Origin of the sequence: Hymenobacter cyanobacteriorum (assembly GCF_022631375.1) — a bacterium.
GTDB classification, from domain to species: domain Bacteria; phylum Bacteroidota; class Bacteroidia; order Cytophagales; family Hymenobacteraceae; genus Hymenobacter; species Hymenobacter cyanobacteriorum.
In genome coordinates this window covers 478,110-499,757 of the sequence record NZ_JALBGC010000001.1, presented here as the reverse complement: position 1 = coordinate 499,757, position 21,648 = coordinate 478,110, and the positions used below count along the sequence as shown (strand labels likewise).

The 21,648-nt window shown below is 63.2% G+C and carries 11 protein-coding genes; all 11 read left to right on the top strand.

The genetic code is table 11. From position 1 onward, the window contains the following. Nucleotides 1–81 precede the first annotated feature (81 nt). Nucleotides 82–3,225, top strand: coding sequence for a SusC/RagA family TonB-linked outer membrane protein (locus MON38_RS02180; protein WP_241934490.1), 3,144 nt, complete (start codon nt 82–84; stop codon nt 3,223–3,225). A gap of 142 nt (nt 3,226–3,367) precedes the next feature. Next, nucleotides 3,368–5,137, top strand: coding sequence for a RagB/SusD family nutrient uptake outer membrane protein (locus tag MON38_RS02175; protein WP_241934489.1), 1,770 nt, complete (start codon nt 3,368–3,370; stop codon nt 5,135–5,137). A 172-nt stretch (nt 5,138–5,309) separates the two neighbouring features. After that, a complete protein-coding gene (locus MON38_RS02170; RefSeq protein WP_241934488.1) occupies nt 5,310–6,932 on the top strand; it encodes a GH35 family beta-galactosidase in 1,623 nt (540 codons plus the stop codon). 6 nt (nt 6,933–6,938) lie between these two features. Continuing rightward, nucleotides 6,939–8,942 (top strand): sialate O-acetylesterase, encoded by a 2,004-nt coding sequence (locus MON38_RS02165; protein ID WP_241934487.1) that lies wholly within the window; start codon nt 6,939–6,941, stop codon nt 8,940–8,942. Nucleotides 8,943–9,090: 148 nt separating this feature from the next. Further along, complete coding sequence (locus MON38_RS02160) at nt 9,091–11,253, top strand: glycoside hydrolase family 3 N-terminal domain-containing protein (RefSeq protein ID WP_241934486.1); 2,163 nt, start codon at nt 9,091–9,093, stop codon at nt 11,251–11,253. Between the two features lie 135 nt (nt 11,254–11,388). Further along, on the top strand, nt 11,389–12,900 hold the full coding sequence (locus tag MON38_RS02155) for a xylulokinase (protein ID WP_241934485.1): 1,512 nt from the start codon (nt 11,389–11,391) through the stop codon (nt 12,898–12,900). Further along, the gene (xylA, locus tag MON38_RS02150) at nt 12,893–14,224 is read left to right on the top strand and encodes a xylose isomerase (protein ID WP_241934484.1); all 1,332 of its coding nucleotides are present in this window, start codon (nt 12,893–12,895) and stop codon (nt 14,222–14,224) included. The genes MON38_RS02155 and xylA overlap by 8 nt, the downstream gene beginning before the upstream one ends. Before the next feature lie 378 nt (nt 14,225–14,602). Continuing rightward, a complete protein-coding gene (locus MON38_RS02145) occupies nt 14,603–15,679 on the top strand; it encodes an endo-1,4-beta-xylanase (RefSeq protein WP_241934483.1) in 1,077 nt (358 codons plus the stop codon). Between the two features lie 113 nt (nt 15,680–15,792). Continuing rightward, on the top strand, nt 15,793–18,342 hold the full coding sequence (locus MON38_RS02140) for a glycosyl hydrolase 115 family protein (protein WP_241934482.1): 2,550 nt from the start codon (nt 15,793–15,795) through the stop codon (nt 18,340–18,342). Nucleotides 18,343–18,468: 126 nt separating this feature from the next. Then, entirely contained in the window at nt 18,469–20,142 is a 1,674-nt protein-coding gene (locus MON38_RS02135; protein ID WP_241934481.1) for a glycoside hydrolase family 43 protein, read from the top strand. Between the two features lie 139 nt (nt 20,143–20,281). After that, nucleotides 20,282–21,628 carry a family 43 glycosylhydrolase gene (locus MON38_RS02130; RefSeq protein ID WP_241934480.1) on the top strand — a complete coding sequence of 449 codons (1,347 nt, stop codon included), beginning with the start codon at nt 20,282–20,284 and terminating at the stop codon, nt 21,626–21,628. The last annotated feature ends 20 nt before the right edge of the window (nt 21,629–21,648 follow it).

Below are 21,648 nucleotides of genomic sequence, written 5' to 3'. Positions count from 1 at the left end.
ACATAATAACTAACAACTGACAACCAACAACTGACAACCAACAACTCAACCTACATCCCACCACCAAACCCACTCATAGTCATGCGAGTACCTTTATCTGTCATTGCGCCCCGGCCCTCGCGGCCCTGGGCACCACTCCTGGGCACGGTGCTGCTCGCGGGCGCGCTGCTGCCATCGGCAGCGCTGGCCCAAACGGGCCGCACGGTGTCGGGCACCGTCACGTCGGACACCGGCGAAGGCTTGCCCGGCGTTACGGTTATTGTGAAGGGTACCACCGTGGGTGCCACTACCAACGTGAACGGCGAGTACTCGCTGGCCGTGCCCGAAGGCGCGAGCACGCTGGTAATCAGCTCGATTGGTTTTGAGAAGAAGGAGGTGCCGGTAGGTAGCAGTGGCCGCGTGGACGTGCGCCTGGCCGCTGAAGCGCAGGCCCTGAACGAGGTGCAGGTGGTGGGCTACGGCGTGCAGAAGAAAAGTCAGGTAACGGGGGCCATCTCATCGGTTGATGAAAAGATGCTGCGCGACGTGCCGGTGGCCAACGTGGGCCAGGCCCTGCAGGGCCGCGCGGCGGGCATCACCATTTCGAGCAACGGCACCTCGCCGGGGCAGGCACCCACCATTCGCATCCGGGGCAACCGCTCGCTGTCGGGCTCCAACGACCCGCTGCTGGTGGTGGACGGCGTGCCTTACGACGGCAGCCTCAACGACCTGAACCCCGATGATTTGTCGGGCGTGGAAGTGCTGAAGGATGCCTCTTCGACCGCCATTTACGGCGCGCGCGGGGCCAACGGCGTGATTCTCATCACCACCCGCCGGGGCAAGGCCGGCGCGCCCAAAGCCACCTACAGCGGCTACTACGGCGTGAAGCAGGCCTACGGCAAGTTCGACATTCAGAACGGCCAGCAGTACTACAACTACAAGCTCGAAGCCTACCGGGCGGGCTCGGCCACCGGCGTGTACGACCCGGCCTCGCCCACCTTCCTGACCACCGACGAACGCAACAACTACGCGGCCGGCATCACCACCGACTACCAGAGCCAACTGTTGCAGAAGGGCCACATTCAGAACCACTCGCTGGGCCTGAGCGGCGGCACCGAAGCCACCCAGTACTCGGCTTCGCTGGGCTACTACGACGAAACCGGCATCGTGCCGGTGCAGCGTTTCGAGCGCTACTCGCTGCGCGGCACGCTCGACCAGAAAATCGGCGACCGGGTGAAAGTCGGATTCAACACCCTGAACACCTTTAGCGACGAGAAAGACCCCAACGTCAACGTCCTCAACCAGATTATCACCACCAGCCCCCTGGCTTCGGCCTACGGGCCCGATGGCCAGCTGGTGCTGTACCCCAACGGCGACAACGCCGGCTCGAACCCGCTGACGCTGTACGTGCCCGACGCGCACCTCGACCGCCGTCGCCGCCTGCGCACCTTCAACAGCCTGTACGGGCAGGTGAACATTCTAAAAGGGCTGGATTATCGCCTGAACGTGGGCCTCGATGGCCGCACCCAGGCCGACGACAGCTTCTATGCTTCCATCACGCCGCAGCAGGGCGGGGGCGTGAACGCGGCCGCCGCGGCGTCGTCCATCGCCTACAACCTGCTGGCCGAGAACATTCTGACGTATAACCGCACGTTTGCCGACAAGCACGACCTGAACGTGACGGCCCTCTATAGCCGCCAGACTTACCACGCCGACGGCTTCCGCGGCGCGGTGCAAAACACGCTGGCCAACTACCAGCTCGATACCAACCTGGGGGCCGGCATGCCGACGGCGGTGTCGAACTCGACGCAGCCCATCGACTGGGCGCTGGAATCGTACATGGCGCGCATCAACTACTCGTTCGATAACCGCTACTCGCTCACGCTGACGTCGCGCATCGACGGGTCGTCGCGCCTCGCGCCGGGCAACAAGTACAAGCAGTTCCCCTCGGCCGCCGTGGCCTGGAACCTGGCCAACGAAAACTTCTTGAAAGACCAGAGCTGGCTGAGCGTGCTGAAGCTGCGCGCCAGCCTGGGCCGGGTGGGCAGCACCGCCATCAACCCCTACCAGACCCAGGGCCAGTTGCTCACGGGCCTCGGCCAGGGCGCGTACAACTACGGCGCGACCGGCGCGGTGGGCGTGGTGCCGGGCAACATTCCGAACCCCGACCTGGGCTGGGAATACACCACCACCACCAACGTGGGCCTCGATTTTGGCCTGCTCGACAACCGCGTAACCGGTAGCGTCGAAGTGTACCAGCAGCGCACCAGCGACCTGCTGCTGCCCGACGCCCTGCCGGCGGCCAGCGGCTACACCTCGTTTGTGCGCAACGCGGGCCAGACCCAGAACCGCGGCATCGAGCTGTCGCTGACCACGGCCAACGTGCGCTCGGGCAACCCCAGCGGCTTCGAGTGGAACACCGACTGGAACTTCACCGTGAACCGCGAGAAGGTACTCGACCTGAACCTGTACACGGCCGAGGGTACTCCGCGCGACGACATTGGCAACCAGCGCTTTATTGGCCAGCCCCTCTACGTGATTTACGACTACCGCAAGCTGGGCATCTGGCAAACGGAGGAGGCCGACCTGGCCAAGAAGTATGGCTCGAAGCCCGGCCAGATTAAGGTGGAGGACGTGAACAAAGACGGCAAGATTGACGGCAGCGACCGCGTGGTGGTGGGCTCGCGCCAGCCCAAGTTTGAAGCCGGTCTCACCAACCGCTTCCGGTTCAAAGGCTTCGACATGACCATTGTGGCCCTTACCCGCGTGGGCGCCACGGTGGTCGACCCGTACTCCTTCGGCCCCAGCTACTACGCCACCAACACCGGCCGCCGCAACCAGCTGAACTTTGACTACTGGACGCCCACCAACCCCACCAACGAGTACCCGCGCCCCGACCAGAGCACCCGCCCCAACGAGTGGCCCACCTACGGCTCGACGCTGGGCTACCACAGCGGCACCTTCATCAAGGTGCGCAGCATCGACCTGGGCTATACCATTCCGGCCGCCTGGGCCAAGTCGGCCTTCATGAGCTCGGCGCGCATCTACCTGCAAATTCAGAACCCCCTTATCTGGGCGCAGGATGCGTACTTCCAGCGCAACAAGGCCATCGACCCCGACGCGCTGTCGTACTCGTCGCGCTTCGACACCACCAATGGCACGGCCGCGGCCAACATCGGGTTCCAGGGCGGCAGCAACTACCCCGTCACGCGGTCCTTCATCGCCGGCATCAACCTGGGCTTTTAAGTCAATTATTTAGTTGTTAGTTGCTGGTTGTCAGTTGTTCGTCTTAAGATGAAATTGGGTGTTCCTGACAACTGACAACCAGCAACTGACAGCTAAAACCCTCCCCACCATTCAACTTTTCAGCGCCTCGCGCTCCTTTGAGATGAAAAAAATACTTATCGCTTCGCTCGGAACGGCCCTGCTGCTGTCGGCGACGAGCTGCAACAAAAACTTTCTGGACGAAACCCCGCAGTCGGTCCTCACGCCGGCCTTCCTGCAAACGCCGCAGGGCGTGGAGGCGGGCGTGACGGGCGTGTATTCGGGCCTGCGCCAGATTTACGGCAACGACTCGGGCTTCTTCACCACCGAAGCCGGCACCGACCTGTTCACGACCGGCATTTCGGCCAGCAGCGGCCTGAGCGACTACGACAACACGGCCCTTACGCCCCTCAACGACGGCTCGCACTCGTTTATCTGGAGCGTGTGCTACCAGCAGATTAACAACGCCAACGGCGTGCTGAAGTACGGCCCGGCGGCCACCGGCATTGCGCCGGCCCGCCTCACGCAGCTGCTGGCCGAAGCCAAGCTGCTGCGCGCCCAGTACTACTTCATTCTGGTGCAGGACTTTGGCGACGTGCCGCTGATGCTGGACTTCGTGGACTCGCCCACCAAGGACATCACCCGCGCCCCGATGGCCAGCGTGTACACCCAGATTGTGAAGGACCTGACCGAGGCCATGGCCACCATTGCCGACAAGCCCGCCCAGCCCGGCCGCGTGACGCGCGCCACGGCCCTGCACCTGCTCTCGAAAGTGTACCTGACCCGCGCCACGGCCATTCCGGCCGGTGCCACTGCCGACTACACGCTGGCGGCCCAATACGCCAAGGAGCTCATCGACACCCAGAGCCGCTACGGCGTGGCCCTGGAGGCCGACCCCGCCACGGTGTTTACTGAAGGCAACGAGAACGGCAAGGAAGTGCTGATGAACGCGCAGTTCAGCGGCGATGCCACCTTCAACCGCATCGACGGCTTCACCTTCGGGGGCGAGAACGTGGCGGGCTTCAACTTCCGCAGCCGCTACGACAAGCTGCCCAACATGGCGCGCGACATCGCCAACGGCCGGCCCTTCGCCCGCCACGTGCCCACGTACTTCCTGGAGAATTCCTTCATTCTGACCGATGCCAGCGGCAACGCGCTGGAAACCGGTGCCGCCCTGCGCACCACCGATACCCGCTACAGCAAGTGGTTCACGACGGTGTACCGCGTGAACTCACCCGGCGCCAACGCCGGTAGCGGCAGCTCCGTGGTAGGCGATACCGCCGCTTGGTACCCCGGCCGCCAGCTTTCGGCCGCTCGCCTGGCCCAGATTGCAGCCCGCAAGCCCGCGCCCTACGTGGTGATTCAGCCCAACCAATACACCACCGAGTACTTCCCCACGCTCAATAAGTTCGACTCGCGCAACCGCACGTCGGTGAACGGTTTTTCGACCCGCCCCAACATTGTGTACCGCCTGGCCGAAACCTACTTGGTAGCCGCCGAAGCCTACTTCTACCTGAACGACAAGGACAAGGCCCGCGACTACATCAACGTGGTGCGCCGCCGCGCCGCCGCCATCGGCAAAACCGCCCAGATGGAAATCACCAGCGCCCAGGTCACCCTCAACTTCATTCTGGATGAGCGGGCCCGCGAGCTCTGCGGCGAGTTCACCCGCTGGTACGACCTGAAGCGCACCGGCCAGCTGCTCGTGCGGGTGCGCAACACCGCCTACTCGCCGGCGCTGGTAACCCGCGCGGCCGGCACCGGCTTCACGGCCGGCGGCAACTACGGTTCGAATGCCGCCATCAACATCAAGGACTTCCACGTGCTGCGCCCCATTCCGCAAACGGAAATTGACCGCACCAGCGGCAAAATCACGCAGAACGCAGGATACTAACCTTCGCTAAACCGATATAGAAGAACGTCATGCTGAGCGTAGTCGAAGCATCTCGCTTGCAGCAGTAAACCATTCTGCTGCACCGATTGAGTTAGTTGAAGCACGCGAGATGCTTCGACTACGCTCAGCATGACAGTCTTATTTATTTCTCCCACTCCTTACCCCTTCCTTCTTGCAACCCAAACTCCTCCTGCTTTGCCTGATGCTGGCGCTGGCCTTCGCGGCCCGCGCGCAGCCGGTGGCGGGCAGCCTGCCGCGCCTGGTGAAGACCGGCCCGAGCACCCAATTACTAGTTGATGGCAAGCCCTACTTCGTGCTGGGCGGCGAGCTGGGTAACTCCACCGCCTCCAGCACGGCGTACATGCAGCCGGTGTGGCCCAAGCTGAAGGCCATGCACCTCAACACGGTGATTGCGCCGGTGTATTGGGAGCTGCTGGAACCGCAGGAAGGCAAGTTCGACTTCGCGCTGGTGGACGACCTGTTGCGCGACGCCCGCAAGCACCAAATGAAACTGGTGCTGCTCTGGTTCGGGGCCTGGAAAAACAGCATGTCGTGCTACGCCCCGGCCTGGGTGAAAACCGACCTGAAGCGCTTCCCCCGCGTGCAGGATGAGCAGGGCGTGCCGCAGGAAATCATGACGCCCTTCGAGCCCCGCAACCTAGAGGCCGACCGCAAAGCCTTCGGGCAGCTCATGCAGCACCTCAAGGCCACCGATGGGCAGCACACCGTCATCACGGTGCAGGTCGAAAACGAAATCGGCATGCTGCCCACCGCCCGCAGCTACGATGCGCAGGCTAACGCCGCTTTCCGGCAGCCAGTGCCGGCTGCGCTGCTCACTTATCTGCAACGCGAAAAGAAGAGCCTGAAACCCGAGTTCGCGGCCATCTGGCAGCGGCAGGGGGCCAAAACCAAGGGCACCTGGGAAGAAGTTTTCGGCAAGAGCCTGGCCACCGACGAGATTTTCATGGCCTGGTATTTCGCCGCCTACACCAACGCGGTGGCCGCCGCCGGCAAAGCCTCCTATCCGCTGCCCATGTACGTGAACGCGGCCCTGAACCGCTCCGGCGTGGCCCCCGGCAAGTACCCCAGCGCCGGCCCGCTGCCCCACGTAATGGACGTGTGGCTGGCCGCCGCCCCCAGCCTCGATTTACTGGCGCCCGATTTCTACAACCCCGATTTCCAGCACTGGTGCGACCTCTACACCCGGGGCGGCAACCCGCTGTTCATCCCCGAGCACCGTTTCGAAGACGGCGTGGATGCCAAGGCATTTTTCGCGCTCGGCCACTACAACTGCCTGGCGTTTTCGCCCTTCGCCATCGAAGGCAGCGACACGCTAAAGGCCGCGCCCATCGGCCGGGCCTACGACCTGCTGCAACAGGTGAGCCCGCTGCTGGGGCAATACCAGCCGGCCGGGCAGGTGCGGGGTTTCCTGCTGCAAAAAGACTCGGCCGCCAGCAGCTTCACACTAGGCAACTACCGCTTCACGGCGAAGCATGAGTTCACGCTGGGCTGGTCGCTGGGCGCAAAAAAGGCCACCTGGAACCCCGGCGGCGGCCTCATTATCGCCGTGGCACCCGACGAGTTTTATGTCGTCGGCACCGGCCTGGTCCTCACCGCCGAGCCTACTGCCAAAGGCCAGCGCGCCGGCTATATCAGCGTAGACGAAGGCCATTTTGAAAACGAAAAATGGGTGCCCGGCCGCCGCATGAACGGCGACCAGGACCACCAGGGCCGCCACGTGCGCGTACCCGGCGGCGAGTACGCCATTCAGCACGTCAAACTCTACACTTACTAATCTCCGATGCCTCGTCTGCCTATTCTGAGCTTGTCGCAAGAGCTGCCTTCGTGGGGCTGCCAGCCCGGCCGCGCGTTGCTGCTGGCCGCCGTGGCCGGGCTGCTGGCCGCCGCGCCAGCCACGGCCCAGGTGCGCCTGCCGAAGCTGGTGAGCAACGGCATGGTGCTGCAGCGCGACGCGCCGGTGCGCATCTGGGGCTGGGCGAAAGCGGGGGAGGAGGTCGCGGTGACGTTTCGGGCGAAAACCTACCGCGCCACCACCGGCCCCGATGGCCAGTGGCGCATCGCGCTGCCGGCCCAGCCCGCCGGCGGCCCTTACACCCTCGACATCAAGGCCAGCAATGCTATTGCGTTGAAGGATATTCTGGTGGGCGACGTGTGGCTGTGCTCGGGCCAGTCGAACATGGAAACGCCCATGAGCCGCCTGCGCGACAAATACCCCGACGTAATTGCCCAGGCCGCCAACCCGCAAATCCGGCAGTACGAGGTGCCGATGAGCTACGCCTTCACCGGCCCCCGAGCCGACCTGACCGGCGGCCAGTGGATTGCCGCCGACCCGCAGACCGTGCTAAAATTCTCCGGTGTGGCCTATTTCTTCGCCAAGGAAATCAACGCCAAATACCACGTCCCGGTCGGCATCATCAAGGATGCCGTGGGCGGCTCGCCGGCTGAAGCCTGGCTGAGCGCCGACGCGTTAAAGCAGTTTCCAAAGTACGAGCAGCAGGTGGCGCCCTACCGCGACAGCGCCGCCGTGGTCGGCATCAAGCAGAAGGAGCAGGCCGCCATCGGCAGCTGGTACCGCCAGCTGCACCAGGCCGATAAGGGCGAAGCGCCCGGCCAGATGCCCTGGTACGCCCCCACTTACGCGGCCAACGGCTGGAAAACCATGACGGTGCCCGGCTACTGGGCCGATGGCGAGCTGGGCGCGGTGAACGGCGTGGTGTGGTTCCGCAAGGAAGTGGAGGTGCCGGCCAGCATGGTGGGTAAGCCCGCCCGCCTGGAGCTGGGCACCCTTGTCGATGCTGACTCGACTTACATCAATGGCAAGCTGGTGGGCAGCACCGGCTACCAGTACCCGCCCCGCAAGTACGATTTCGGGCCGGAGGTATTGAAGCCCGGAAAGAATATCATTACCGTGCGCCTCATTAGCAACGGCGGGCGCGGCGGCTTCACGAAAGACAAGAAATATGAACTCACGGCCGGCGGCCAGACGCTGGATTTGCGCGGTCCCTGGCAGTACCAGCTGGGCGCGACGATGCCGCCCACGCCGGGCTCGACCACGTTTCAGTACCAGCCTGGCGGCTTGTTCAACGGCATGATTGCGCCGGTGCTGCCCTACGCCATCAAGGGCGTGCTCTGGTACCAGGGCGAATCGAACGCGGGCCGCACGGGCGATTACCAGGCCTTGTTCAACGGCATGATAACCGACTGGCGCCGGCAATTTCAGCAGCACAATCTGCCCTTTATCTACGCGCAGCTGCCCAATTTTATGGCTGCGAAAAAAGAGCCGGCGGAAAGCGGCTGGGCTGAAGTACGCGACGTGCAGCGGCGCGGGCTGGCGCTGCCCCGCACCGGCATGGCCGTGCTGCTCGACGTGGGCGAGTGGAACGACATTCACCCGCTCGATAAGCAGACGCCCGGCCACCGCCTGGCCCTGGCCGCCGGGAAAGTGGCCTACGGTGAGAGCAAGCTGGTCGCATCCGGCCCGCTGTACCAGTCCATGCAAACCGCTGGCAACAAAGTCACGCTGAGTTTCACCAGCATCGGCGGCGGCCTGGTGGCTAAGGGCGGGGGCGAGCTGAAAGGCTTCGCTGTGGCCGGGCCCGACAAGAAGTTCGTGTGGGCCCAGGCGAAGATTGAGGGCAACAAGGTGGTGGTCTGGAGCGAGCAGGTGGCTAAGCCCACCGTGGTGCGCTACGCCTGGGCCGACAACCCCGAAGGCGCCAACCTATATAACAAGGAGGGCCTGCCGGCCTCCACTTTCACCACGGCTGCTAATGCGCTTCTTTAAACTCTTTTATCGTTCCGGCGCGGGGCCTCACCCCCTGACCCCCTCTCCGGTGGAGAGGGGACACCGGACATGTGCGGACGTGTGTGAAAGTCGTCTGGCTTCCCCTCTCCACCGGAGAGGGGGCCGGGGGGTGAGGCGTCACGTCTGGTTGCTGGCCTTTTTATTCAGCGCCCAACCTGCGGCCGCCCAAACCAAGGCGCTTTTCCTCGACCCCACCAAACCCATCAACGCTCGCGTCAACGACCTCATCTCCAAACTGACTATCGAGGAGAAAGCTGACCAGATGATGTACAACAGCAAGGCCATCGAGCGGCTGGGCATTCCGGCCTACAACTGGTGGAACGAGGCCCTGCACGGCGTGGGCCGGGCCGGCGCGGCCACGGTATTCCCGCAGGCCATCGGGCTGGGCGCTACGTTTGATGCCGACCTGGCCAAGCGCGTGGCCACCGCCATTTCCGACGAAGCCCGTGCCTCCTACAACGCGGCCGTGGCCAAGGGCTACCACCAGCAGTACGGCGGCCTCACGTTCTGGACGCCCAACATCAACATCTTCCGCGACCCGCGCTGGGGCCGCGGCCAGGAAACCTACGGCGAAGACCCCACGCTCACCGGGCGCATGGGCGTGGCCTTCGTGCAGGGCCTGCAGGGCGACGACCCGCTGCATTTGAAAACTGCCGCCTGCGCCAAGCACTTCGCCGTGCACAGCGGCCCCGAAAAGCTACGCCACGAGTTCAACGCCCAGGCCACGCCCCAGGATTTGCAGGAAACCTACCTGCCGGCCTTCCACCAACTGGTCGATGCCAAAGTGGAGGCCGTGATGTGCGCCTACAACGCTACCAACGGCGAGCCCTGCTGCGGCAACCAATACCTGCTGCACGACGTGCTGCGCCAGCAGTGGGGCTTCAAAGGCCACATCGTGAGCGACTGCTGGGCGCTGGTCGACTTCTACCAGGGCCACAAGGTGGTGAAAACGCCCGCCGAAGCCGCCGCCCTGGCCCTGGAGCGCGGCGTGAACCTGAACTGCGGCAGCGTATACCCCAGCCTGCCCGAAGCCGTGAAGCTGGGCCTCACCACCGAAGCTAAAATGGATAGCTCGCTGGCCATTCTGTTGCGCACGAAGTTCAAGCTCGGCCTGCTCGACCCGCGCGGCAGCAGTCCCTACGACAAGCTCGGCCCCGAAGTAATCAACAGCGCCCAGCACCGGGCGCTGGCCCGCGAAGCCGCCCAAAAGTCCATCGTGCTGCTGAAAAACAACGGCGTGCTGCCCCTGCGCAACGACCTGCCCAAGTACTTCGTGACCGGCCCCAACGCCGCTAACCTCGATGCCCTGCTTGGCAACTACTACGGCGTGAACCCGGAGATGAAAACCATCCTCGAAGGCCTAGTGGGCGGCGTGCAGCCCGGCTCGCAGATGCAGTACCGCATCGGGGCCATGCTGGATAGGCCGAATACCAACGGCATCGACTGGGTGAGCGGCACCGCCCGCACCGTGGATGCCACGTTCGTGGTGCTGGGCATCAACGGCCTGCTGGAAGGGGAGGAAGGCGAATCCATCGCCTCGCCCACCTTCGGCGACCGCCTCGACTACAACCTGCCCAAGAACCAGATTGACTTCTTAAAGAAGCTGCGCGAAAAGAACGACAAGCCCATTATCGCCATCATCACCGGCGGCAGCCCCATGAACCTGGCCGAAGTGCACGAGCTCTGCGACGCCGTGGTGCTGGCCTGGTACCCCGGCGAGGAAGGCGGCAATGCTGTAGCTGATGTGGTGTTCGGCAAGGTGTCGCCTTCGGGCAAGCTGCCCATCACCTTCCCGAAAAGCCTCGACCAACTGCCCGCCTACGAGGACTACCACATGGCCGGCCGCACCTACCGCTACCTCGCCGCCGAGCCCATGTACCCCTTCGGCTACGGTCTAAGCTACGCCAAGTTCACCTACCCTTCGGTGAAGCTGGCCAGCGCCAAAGTCGCCCGCAACAAGCCGGTTGAAGTGACGGCCACCGTCACCAACTCCGGCAAAGTGGAAGGGGAAGAAGTGGTGCAGCTCTACCTCACGCACCCGCCTAAAGCCGGCACCCAAACGCCGCTGTTCGCCCTCAAAGGCTTCCAGCGGGTGAGGCTCGCGCCGGGCGCCAGCACCACCGTCAAGTTCACCCTCACGCCGGAAATGCTGGCGCTGATTGATGCCAAAGGGCGGGCGGTGAATGCCTCCGGGCCCGTAAAAGTATGGGTGGGCGGCGCGCTGCCGTCGGCCCGCAGCGTGGCGTTGGGGGCTAGTCCGGCGGCTTCGATAGTGCTAACAGTTAAGTAGTAACAGTTAAAATAAGAACGTCATGCAGAGCGCAGCGAAGCATCTTGCCCGCCACCACTAATCAATGCCGATACAACGAAGCACGCGAAATGCTTCGCTGCGCTCTGCATGACGTTCAGATATCCTCCTGAAAATATGAAATACCTCATTGGCTACGACATCGGTAGCTCTTCCATCAAAGCTTCGCTGCTCGACATTGCCACCGGCCAGGCCGTGGCCTCGGCTACCTCGCCACGGCAGGAGATGGAAATCAGCGTGCCCCAGGCGGGCTGGGCCGAGCAGGACCCCAACCGGTGGTGGCAGGAAGTGCAGAACGCCACCGCCGAGCTGCGCGTCACGCCCGGCTTTGACCCCGCGCTGGTGGCCGGCATCGGCATCACCTATCAGATGCACGGCCTCGTGCTAGTCGGCCACGATGGCGCGGTGCTGCGCCCGGCCATCATCTGGTGCGATAGCCGGGCGGTGGAAATCGGCAACCAAGCTTTTGCCGAGCTGGGCGAGGGCCATTGCCTCGAAAACTTCCTGAACTCGCCTGGCAACTTTACCGCCTCCAAATTGAAATGGGTGCGGGAGAACGAGCCCGAGGTTTATGCGCAGATTCACAAGATTCAGCTGCCCGGCGATTACATCGCCTTTAAGCTCACGGGCCAGCTGCAAACCACGGTTTCGGGTTTGTCGGAAGGAGTATTCTGGAACTTCCGGCAGCAGGCCGTGGCCCAGGAGCTTCTTGATTACTACGGCATCAGCGCCGATTTGCTGCCCGAGGAGGTAGATACCTTTGCGGTGCAGGGCCGCTTGAGTGCCGAAGCCGCAGGCGAACTGGGCCTCGCGGCCGGCACGCCCATCAGCTACCGGGCCGGCGACCAACCCAACAACGCCTTCTCCCTCAACGTGCTGGAGCCCGGCGAAATCGCGGCCACCGGCGGCACGAGCGGCGTGGTGTACGGCGTGACCGACGCGCCGGCCTCGGACCCGGCCTCGCGCGTGAACGCCTTCGTGCACGTGAACAGCACCGCCTCCCAGCCCCGCAACGGCGTGCTGATGTGCATGAACGGCACCGGCATTCTCAACAGTTGGCTGCGCAAAATGGTGGGCGAGCTGCCCTACGACGAGATGAACCGTCTGGCCGCCACCGCGCCCATCGGCGCGGCTGGCCTGCAGTTTCTGCCTTTCGGCAACGGCGCCGAGCGTATCCTCGAAAACCGCCCCACCGACGCGGCCTTGCTGGGCCTCAACCTCAACATCCACACCCGCGCCCACCTGCTGCGCGCCGGCCAGGAAGGCATCGTGTTCGCCCTGATTTACGGCATGGACATCATGCGGCAAATGGGTGTGCCGATGCACACCGTGCGCGCCGGCAACGCCAACATGTTCCTGAGCCCGGTGTTCCGCGAAGCCTTCGTGAACACCGGCAACGTGACGCTGGAGCTTTACAACACCGACGCGGCCCAGGGCGCGGCGCGCGGCGCGGGCATCGGCGCGGGCGTGTACGCCACGCCGGCCGACGCCTTCGGCAGCCTCGAACGCATTCTGACCCTAAAACCTGACCCCGAACTCCAAGCCCAATACCAAACCGCCTACGGCCGCTGGCTCGAGGCCCTTACCCAACAGATTCTCAACCCCCATACCACCCCCGCATATGTCTAGCCCCACGCTCTCCAAAACCGAATTTTTCACGGGCATCGAGCCCATCAAGTACGAAGGCCGCGAGTCGGATAACCCGCTCGCCTTCAAATGGTACGACGAAAACCGCGTGGTGGCCGGCAAGACCATGAAGGAGTACCTGCGCTTCGCCACGGCCTACTGGCATACGTTTGTGGGCACCGGCGGCGACCCGTTTGGCCCCGGCACCAAGAACTTCGCCTGGGACTCGCACCACGAAATTGTGGGCCGCGCCAAGGACAAGGCCGACGCCGCGTTTGAGTTCTTCACCAAGCTCGGCACGCCCTACTACTGCTTCCACGACATCGACCTCGTGGACGAAGGCAACTCGCTGGCCGAGTACGAGCGCAACCTTGCCACCATCGTCGACTACGTGAAGCAGCACCAGCAGGAAAGCGGCGTGAAGCTGCTCTGGGGCACGGCCAACGTGTTTTCGAACCCGCGTTACATGAACGGCGCCAGCACCAACCCCGACTTTCAGGTAGTGGCCCACGCCGGCACGCAGGTCAAGAATGCTATTGACGCGACCATTGCACTGGGCGGCGAGAACTACGTGTTCTGGGGCGGCCGCGAGGGTTACATGACTCTGCTGAACACCGACATGAAGCGCGAGCAGGCCCATATGGCCCGCTTCCTGACCATGGCCCGCGACTACGCCCGCCAGCAGGGCTTCACCGGCAAGTTCTTCATCGAGCCCAAGCCGGCCGAGCCCACCAAGCACCAGTACGACTTCGACGCTGCCACCGTCATCGGCTTCCTGCGCGAGCACGGCCTGCAGGACGATTTCCAGCTGAACCTGGAGGTGAACCACGCCACGCTGGCCGGCCACACCTTCCAGCACGAACTGCAGGTGGCCGCCGACGCCGGCATGCTCGGCAGCATGGACGCCAACCGCGGCGACTACCAGAACGGCTGGGACACCGACCAGTTTCCCAACAACCTCAACGAGCTGACGGAGAGCATGCTCATCATCCTGGAGGCCGGTGGCATCACGCAGGGCGGCATCAACTTCGACGCCAAAACCCGCCGCAACTCGACCGATTTGGAGGACATTTTCATCGCCCACATCGCCGGCATGGACACCTTCGCCCGCGCCCTCGTCACGGCCGATGCCATTCTCGAAAAGTCGGCCTACCGCAAGTTCCGCCAGGAGCGCTACGCCTCGTTCGATTCGGGTGAGGGCAAGGCCTTTGCCGCCGGCCAGCTCACGCTGGAAGACCTGCGCACCATCGCCCACAAATCGGGCGAGCCCACGCCGAAAAGCGGCAAGCAGGAGTGGCTGGAAAGCATTATTAACCAGTACATCTAGGTTGAATCTAGATTTGTCAGCCCGTCATGCAGAGCGCAGCGAAGCATCTCGCGTGCTGTAACTAATCCTTTCGATTGAATTGCATTGCGCACGCGAGATGCTTCGCTGCGCTCTGCATGACGGGCTTTTTTGCTTGAATAATTAAAAACGAAACCGGCCGGCCGCCCAATGGTGGGAACAGAAACGCGGCTGGCCGGGGACGTTTTACCTGAACACGGTGCCGGCCGGACGCTGCAACGCCCGCCCGGATTGGAAGCGCCTCGGCGAGGTGGCGGGCTCGAATGGTGAGCGGGCCCGCCGCCCGCGCTGGGCCAGTGGCCCGGCGGCCGGGGCGCTTCATCACCGGCTTTTCTCCCGTAGCCATTCCTCCATTTAACTATGAAAATCAGGCTACCCATTGCGGCCCTGTTGCTGGCGTGCGCTCCCTTAGCGGGCAGCCAAACTCCACCGGCCGAAAAAGGCCTCAAGGACTATTATAAAGCGTTTTTCCCGGTTGGCGTGGCCGTAGGCCCGTCGGCGCTGAAGGGGCCGGAAGCGGCGCTGATTCTGCAGCAGTTCAACAGCCTGACGCCGGAGAATGCGATGAAGATGGGGCCGATTCATCCGGACTCGACCCGGTATTTCTGGAACGATGCTGATGCAATTGTGAGCTTTGCGCAGGCGCACCAGCAGCGGGTGCGCGGCCACAACCTGTGCTGGCACGAGCAGACGCCCCGGTGGCTGTTCCGAAACCCCGACGGCAGCACCGTGAGCAAAGCCCGCCTGCTGAAACGCCTGCACGACCACATCGACACGGTGGTGAAGCGCTACAAAGGCAAGCTGTACGCCTGGGACGTGGTGAATGAGGCCATTGCCGACAACCCGCAGGAGTTTCTGCGCAACTCGGAGTGGCTGAAAATCTGCGGTGAGGACTTTATTGCCGAAGCCTTCCGCTACGCCCACGCGGCCGACCCCAAGGCGGTGCTCTTCTACAACGACTACAACACCGAGCGGCCCGAGAAAATGGAGCGCGTGTACAAGCTCCTCAAGCAACTGAAAGACGCGAAAGTGCCCGTGCACGGCGTAGGCTTGCAGGGGCACTGGTCGTTGCAGGAGCCTTCGGAGAAGGAGCTGCGGACTACGATTGAACGGTTTGCCTCGCTGGGCTTGCAGGTGCAGATTACTGAACTGGACGTGTCGGTGTATCCGTGGGAGAAAGAGAAGCGCGCTCGTCGGCCCGACGAGTCGGATGCCTACACGTCCGAGATGCAGCAGCGGCAGGCCGAACAGTACCGCATGTTTTTCAAAGTGTTCCGTGACTATCCCAAAGTCATCACCGGCGTTACGTTTTGGAATATTTCCGACAAATACACCTGGCTGGATACCTACCCGGTGGCCGGCCGCAAAAACTACCCGCTGCTGTTCGACCAGCAACTGAAGCCCAAAAAAGCGTTTTACGAAGTAGTGAAGTTTTGAAGCAGAACGGTGTAGAGACGCGACACTTCGCGTCTCTGCGTCCGCGCCATTCGATAACCGCTCGAGTAATCGTCCAACGACGAGACGCGAAGTGTCGCGTCTCTACATCAGCCATGAAAACGACCAGAATTCTACCGCTTTGGGTGCTGTTGATAATGGCCTTGCTGTTGGCCAACGTCGGCGCACGAGCCCAAACCAAGCCGGCTGCCAATTTCCCCCTCGCCGCTGGCGGCCGCACCGCCACCATCTACGCTAGCGCCACCGACTGGCCCAGCGTGCTCCGCGCCGCCCACGACCTGCAGGCCGACGTGCAACGCGTGACCAAGCTTACGCCTGCTTTCAGCACCGCCAGGCCGGCCGGCAAGGAAGTCGTCTTCATCGGTACGCTCGGCAAAAGCCCGCTGATTGACGCGTTGGTGCAGCAGAAGAAACTCAACGTTTCGGCGGTGGCGGGGCGGTGGGAAGTGTTTGTGCGGCAGGTGGTGGAGAACCCCATGCCGGGCGTGGCGCGGGCACTTGTTATCGCCGGCAGCGACAAGCGCGGCACGATTTACGGCATCTATGACCTCTCGCAGCAGATTGGCGTGTCGCCTTGGTACTGGTGGGCCGACGTGCCGGTGAAGCCGCAAACCAAGCTGCTGATTCCAGCCGGCCGCCACTCGTTGGGCGAGCCCAAGGTAAAGTACCGCGGCATTTTTATCAACGACGAGGCGCCCGCGCTGTCGGGCTGGAGCAAGGAGAAATTCGGGGGTGTGAATTCGAAGATGTACACCCACATGTTCGAGCTGATTCTGCGGCTGCGGGGCAACTACCTGTGGCCGGCCATGTGGGGCAACATGTTCAACGTGGACGACCCGCTGAACCCCGAGCTGGCCGACGAGTACGGCGTCGTGATGGGCACCTCGCACCACGAGCCGCTGACGCGAGCGCACGAGGAATGGAAGAAAGCGGGCCACGGCCCCTGGAACTACCAGACCAACGACACCACCCTTCGGCGCTTCTGGCGCGGCGGCATGCGGCGCATGGGCACCCGCGAAAACATCGTGACCGTGGGCATGCGCGGCGATGGCGACGAGCCCATGAGCCGGGAAAGCAACACCGCGCTGCTCGAAAAAATCGTGGCCGACCAGCGCCAGATTATCGCCGAAGAAACCCACAAGCCCGCCGACCAGACGCCCCAGATGTGGGCCCTCTACAAGGAAGTGCAGGAATACTACGACAAGGGCATGCGCGTGCCCGACGACGTGACCCTGCTGCTGTGCGACGACAACTGGGGTAACCTCCGCAAGCTGCCCAAGCTGAGCGACAAGCCGCGCCGGGGCGGCTACGGCATCTACTACCACTTCGACTACGTGGGCGGGCCGCGCAACTACAAGTGGCTGAACACGAACCCGCTGCCGCGCATCTGGGAGCAAATGCACCTGGCCCATGCCTACGGCGCCAACCAGATTTGGGTGGTGAACGTGGGCGACCTCAAGCCCATGGAACTGCCCATCAGCTTCTTTCTGGATTACGCCTGGAACCCCGACGCGATTTCGGCCGACGGCGTGGCGGCCTACACCCGGCGCTGGGCCAGCCAGCAGTTTGGGCCCGCCCACGCGGCCGATATTGCCGATATTCTGGCCAAGTACGCCAAGTACAACGCCCGCCGCAAGCCCGAGCTGCTCGACGCCAGCACCTACAGCCTGGCCACCGGCGAATGGGCCACGGTGGTCGCCGACTACCAGGCCCTCGCCACCCGCGCCGAAGCCATCAACCAACAACTGCCCGCCGCCGCCCGCGACGCCTACTTCGAGCTGGTGCTGCACCCGGTGCTGGCCTGCGCCAACCTCAACGAGCTGTACTACACCGTGGCCCTGAACCGCGAGGCCGCCAAAACCAACCAGCCCACCACCAATGCCCTGGCCGAAAAAGCCCGGGCCCTGTTTGCCCGCGATGCCGAACTGTCGAAGCGCTACCACGCCCTGGCCGGCGGCAAATGGAACCACATGATGGACCAGACGCACATCGGCTACACCTATTGGCAGCAGCCGGATGCGGACAAGATGCCCGAGGTGGTGACGCTGCCCGCCGGGGCCGCCGCTACGCCGGCGGCTGCGCCGGTAGCGCCGGCCGCTGCTGCGGCTTACGTTTCCATCGAAGCCGAGCACTACAGCCGGGCCGTGAATGCCGGCGCGATTACCTGGCAGCGTTTGCCGGATTTGGGCCGCACCCTAGGCGCGGTTACCACGTTCCCCGTCACGGCCGCGCCCACTGCCGCGCCGGGCGGCAGCAACCCGCACCTGGAGTACCGCTTCAATCTGGCCCAGGCCGGCCCGCTTACGGTGAGCACCTACCTGGCCCCCACGCTGGATTTTACCAATACCACCGGCCTGCGCTACGCTGTGTCGGTTGACGATGAAGCCCCGCAAATCGTTAACCTGAACGCCGACCTTGACCCCGAAAATGGCCGGAAGGGCTGGGAGCAGGCCGTGGCCAACAACATCATCCTCAAAACCTCGCAGCATTCCATAGCGGCCGCCGGCCCGCACGTGCTCAAGTTCTGGCGCGTCGACCCCGGCGTGGTGCTCGAAAAACTGGTGGTGAGCTCGGGTGCGTTGCCCGCCAGCTACCTCGGCCCGCCCGAAACGGCGGCCGGCAAAGGCAACGCCGGAGCGCAGTAGCCCGGACTTTGTAGTCCGCGAGTTGGAGCAGCTTAGCGGCACACTCAATGCCGCAGACTGCAAAGTCCGCGCTACTGCCTGCCTGCGGCCCGCAATTTCTCCAACGGCATGCCCTGCTTAACACACATGAAACCAAAGTTCTTCCTGTTTCTCGCCGCCGCCCTGCTCCGCGTTTCGGCGCTTTCTGCACAATCGATTAACCTGGTCAACCCCATTCTGACGGGCTTCTATCCCGACCCCAGCATCGTGAAAGTCGATAAGGATTACTACCTAGTCAACTCCACGTTTTCGTATTTCCCGGGCATTCCGGTGATGCACAGCCGCGACCTGAAGAATTGGGAGCAGGTGGGCAACGTCATCAGCCGGCCGTCGCAGATGAATTTCCTGGGCGACCGCATGACGCGGGGCCTGTTTGCGCCGGCCATCGAGTACCACAACGGCACGTTTTACGTCACCTGCACACTGATTGACCACCGGGGCAATTTCGTGGTGACGGCTAAGAACCCCGCCGGCCCGTGGAGCGACCCTACCTTTCTGCCCGAGGTGAAGGGCATCGACCCCTCGCTGTTTTTCGAGGGTGATAAGGCCTACGTGGTGTACAACAGCGACCCGCCCGAAAACAAGCCGCTCTATTCGGGCCACCGCTCCATCAAGGTGATTGAACTGAACCCCGCGACGCTGCAAACCGTGGGTGAGGCCAAAATCGTGGTGAACGGCGGCGTGGACATCAGCAAAAAGCCGGTTTGGATTGAGGGGCCGCACATTATGCAGCGGAACGGCTGGTACTACCTCTACGCGGCCGAGGGCGGCACTTCCGTTAACCATACCGAGGTGGTGTTCCGGGGCAAGTCGCCGTGGGGGCCGTTTGTGCCCTACGAGCACAACCCCATCCTGTCGCAGCGTGAGCTGCCGCCGGGCCGGCCCAACCCAATTACTTCGGCCGGACACGCGCAGTTTGTGCAGGGGCCTGACGGGCAGACCTACGCCATTTTCCTGGCCGTGCGGCCCTACGAGGGCAACCACTACAATACCGGCCGCGAGACGTTTATCGTGCCGGTGGTTTGGAAAGACGAGTGGCCCGTGATAAACCCCGGCCCCAACGGCGTGCAGTATAGCTACCGCGCCAACTTCCCCGAGGTGAAGCTGAAAGGCGCTTTGCCGCAGAGCGGCAACTTCGCCTACACCCTCACTTTCGAACAGCAGCTCGCCCCCGCGCTGCTTTTCCTGCGCACCGTCGACAGCAGCAGCTTTGTGCTGAGCAAAGCCAACGGCCTCACCCTGAAGTTGAAGCCTGAAACCTGCGCCGGTCTGGGCAACCCGGCGTTCATCGGTAAGCGCCAGCAGCACCAGTATTGCACCACCGAAACCGAGCTGACTTTCGCGCCTAAAGCGGCCCATGAACAAGCCGGCCTGGTCGTTTTTCAGGATGAAAAGCACTTCTACTTCCTCGCCAAATCGGTGGCCGAGGGCAAGCCCGTGCTCCAGTTGTTCAAAAGCACCGACGACGCTAACAAGCCGGAACTGCTGGCCCAGGCTCCGCTGAAATCGGCCACGGCGAAGATGCAGTTGCGCATCCAAGCCGTGGGCGATACCTACAGCTTCGGCTATTCCGAAAACGGCAAAGCCTGGGCGACGCTCAAGGACAAAGTGGATGCGCGCTTCCTGAGCACGCAAACGGCGGGCGGCTTCATTGGCTGTCTCATTGGGATGTACGCAACGTCGTCGGGCCAGCCGACTACTAATTCCGCCGCCTTCAAATGGCTGAAATATAGCGGTGCCGACCCTGTGTACCGCAAGTAGCGTGCTGCCTGTCCCAGCACGTCCTGCTGAGCTTGGCGAAGCATCTTTACCGCTTCGTTGAGTCGAATGTAGTCAGTTGTGCGGTAGAGATGCTTCGCCAAGCTCAGCAGGACCGTCTGTTTTATCCAAGCTTCCACTCATGCCGAGCAAATTTCCCTTTTGGCTAACCGTGCTGGCGTTGTTCCTGCTGCCCCGCGCCTACGCCCAAAATCCTTTCATCACCAATCAGTTCACCGCCGACCCTACGGCGCGCGTGTTCAACGGGCGGGTGTATGTGTATCCCTCGCACGATATTCGGTGCGGACCGGGACGCGGGCGCAGCGGCTGGTTTTGCATGGAAGACTACCACGTGTTTTCCTCCGCCAACCTCACCGACTGGACCGACCACGGCGTTATCGTGACGCAAAACAAGGTGCCCTGGGTGCAGCCCGACAGCTACGCCATGTGGGCGCCCGACTGCGTGTTCCGCAACGGCCACTACTACTTCTACTTTCCGGCCACGCCCCGCGATACCACCGGCGGTAAGGGCTTCCGCATTGGCGTAGCCGTGGCCACCCAGCCCACCGGCCCCTTTGTGCCACAGCCGCAGCCCATCGCCGACGTGCGCGGCATCGACCCCAATGTTTTTATTAATAAAGACGGCCAGGCCTACCTCTATTGGTCGCAGGGCAACATTTACGGGGCCAAACTCAAGGATAATATGCTGGAACTGGCTACCGCACCGCAAACCCTGGGCGAATTGCCGGCCAAAGGCCTGAAGGAAGGCCCTTTTGTGTTCGAGCGCAACGGCACCTACTACCTGACCTACCCGCACGTGGCCAACAAAACCGAGCGGCTGGAATATGCTACCAGCGCCTCGCCGCTGGGCCCGTTCACGGTGCAGGGCGTGTTCATGGACGAATCGCCGACCGGCTGTTGGACCAACCACCACTCCATCATCGAGTTCAACCGGCAGTGGTACCTGTTCTATCATCACAACGACCTGTCGCCGCAGTTCGATAAAAACCGTTCAATTCGGCTCGACAGCCTGTTTTTCGAGCCCGACGGCCGCATCCGAAAGGTGATGCCCACCCTGCGCGGTGTGGGCCTGACCGCCGCCCGGCAAAAAAATCAGCTCGACCGCTACAGCCGCCTCAGCCCCGGCGGCGCTTCCATTGCCTTCCTCGACACCGCCAACCGATTCGGCGGCTGGAAAACGGTGCTGGCCGGCCCCCAAAGCTGGGTGCAGTACAACGGCGTGGCGTTTGGCGGCTCGAAGCTGAAAACCGTGACGCTTCGAGCCGTATCTGCCGCTGGGGCCACGGTATATATTCGCCTCGACGGACCCCGGGGCCCGGTGTTGGCGCGGGTAACGGTGCCGTCCGGCCGGGGCTGGCAGGATATAAAAGCGCCGCTGACAACTTCTGCGTCCGGCACGCACGCGCTGTTTGTCGCGCCGCAAGGCAATGGCGCGGCGGTTGAAATCGACTGGGTGCGCTTTGAATGAGCCGCCGCAAGACGGAGTGG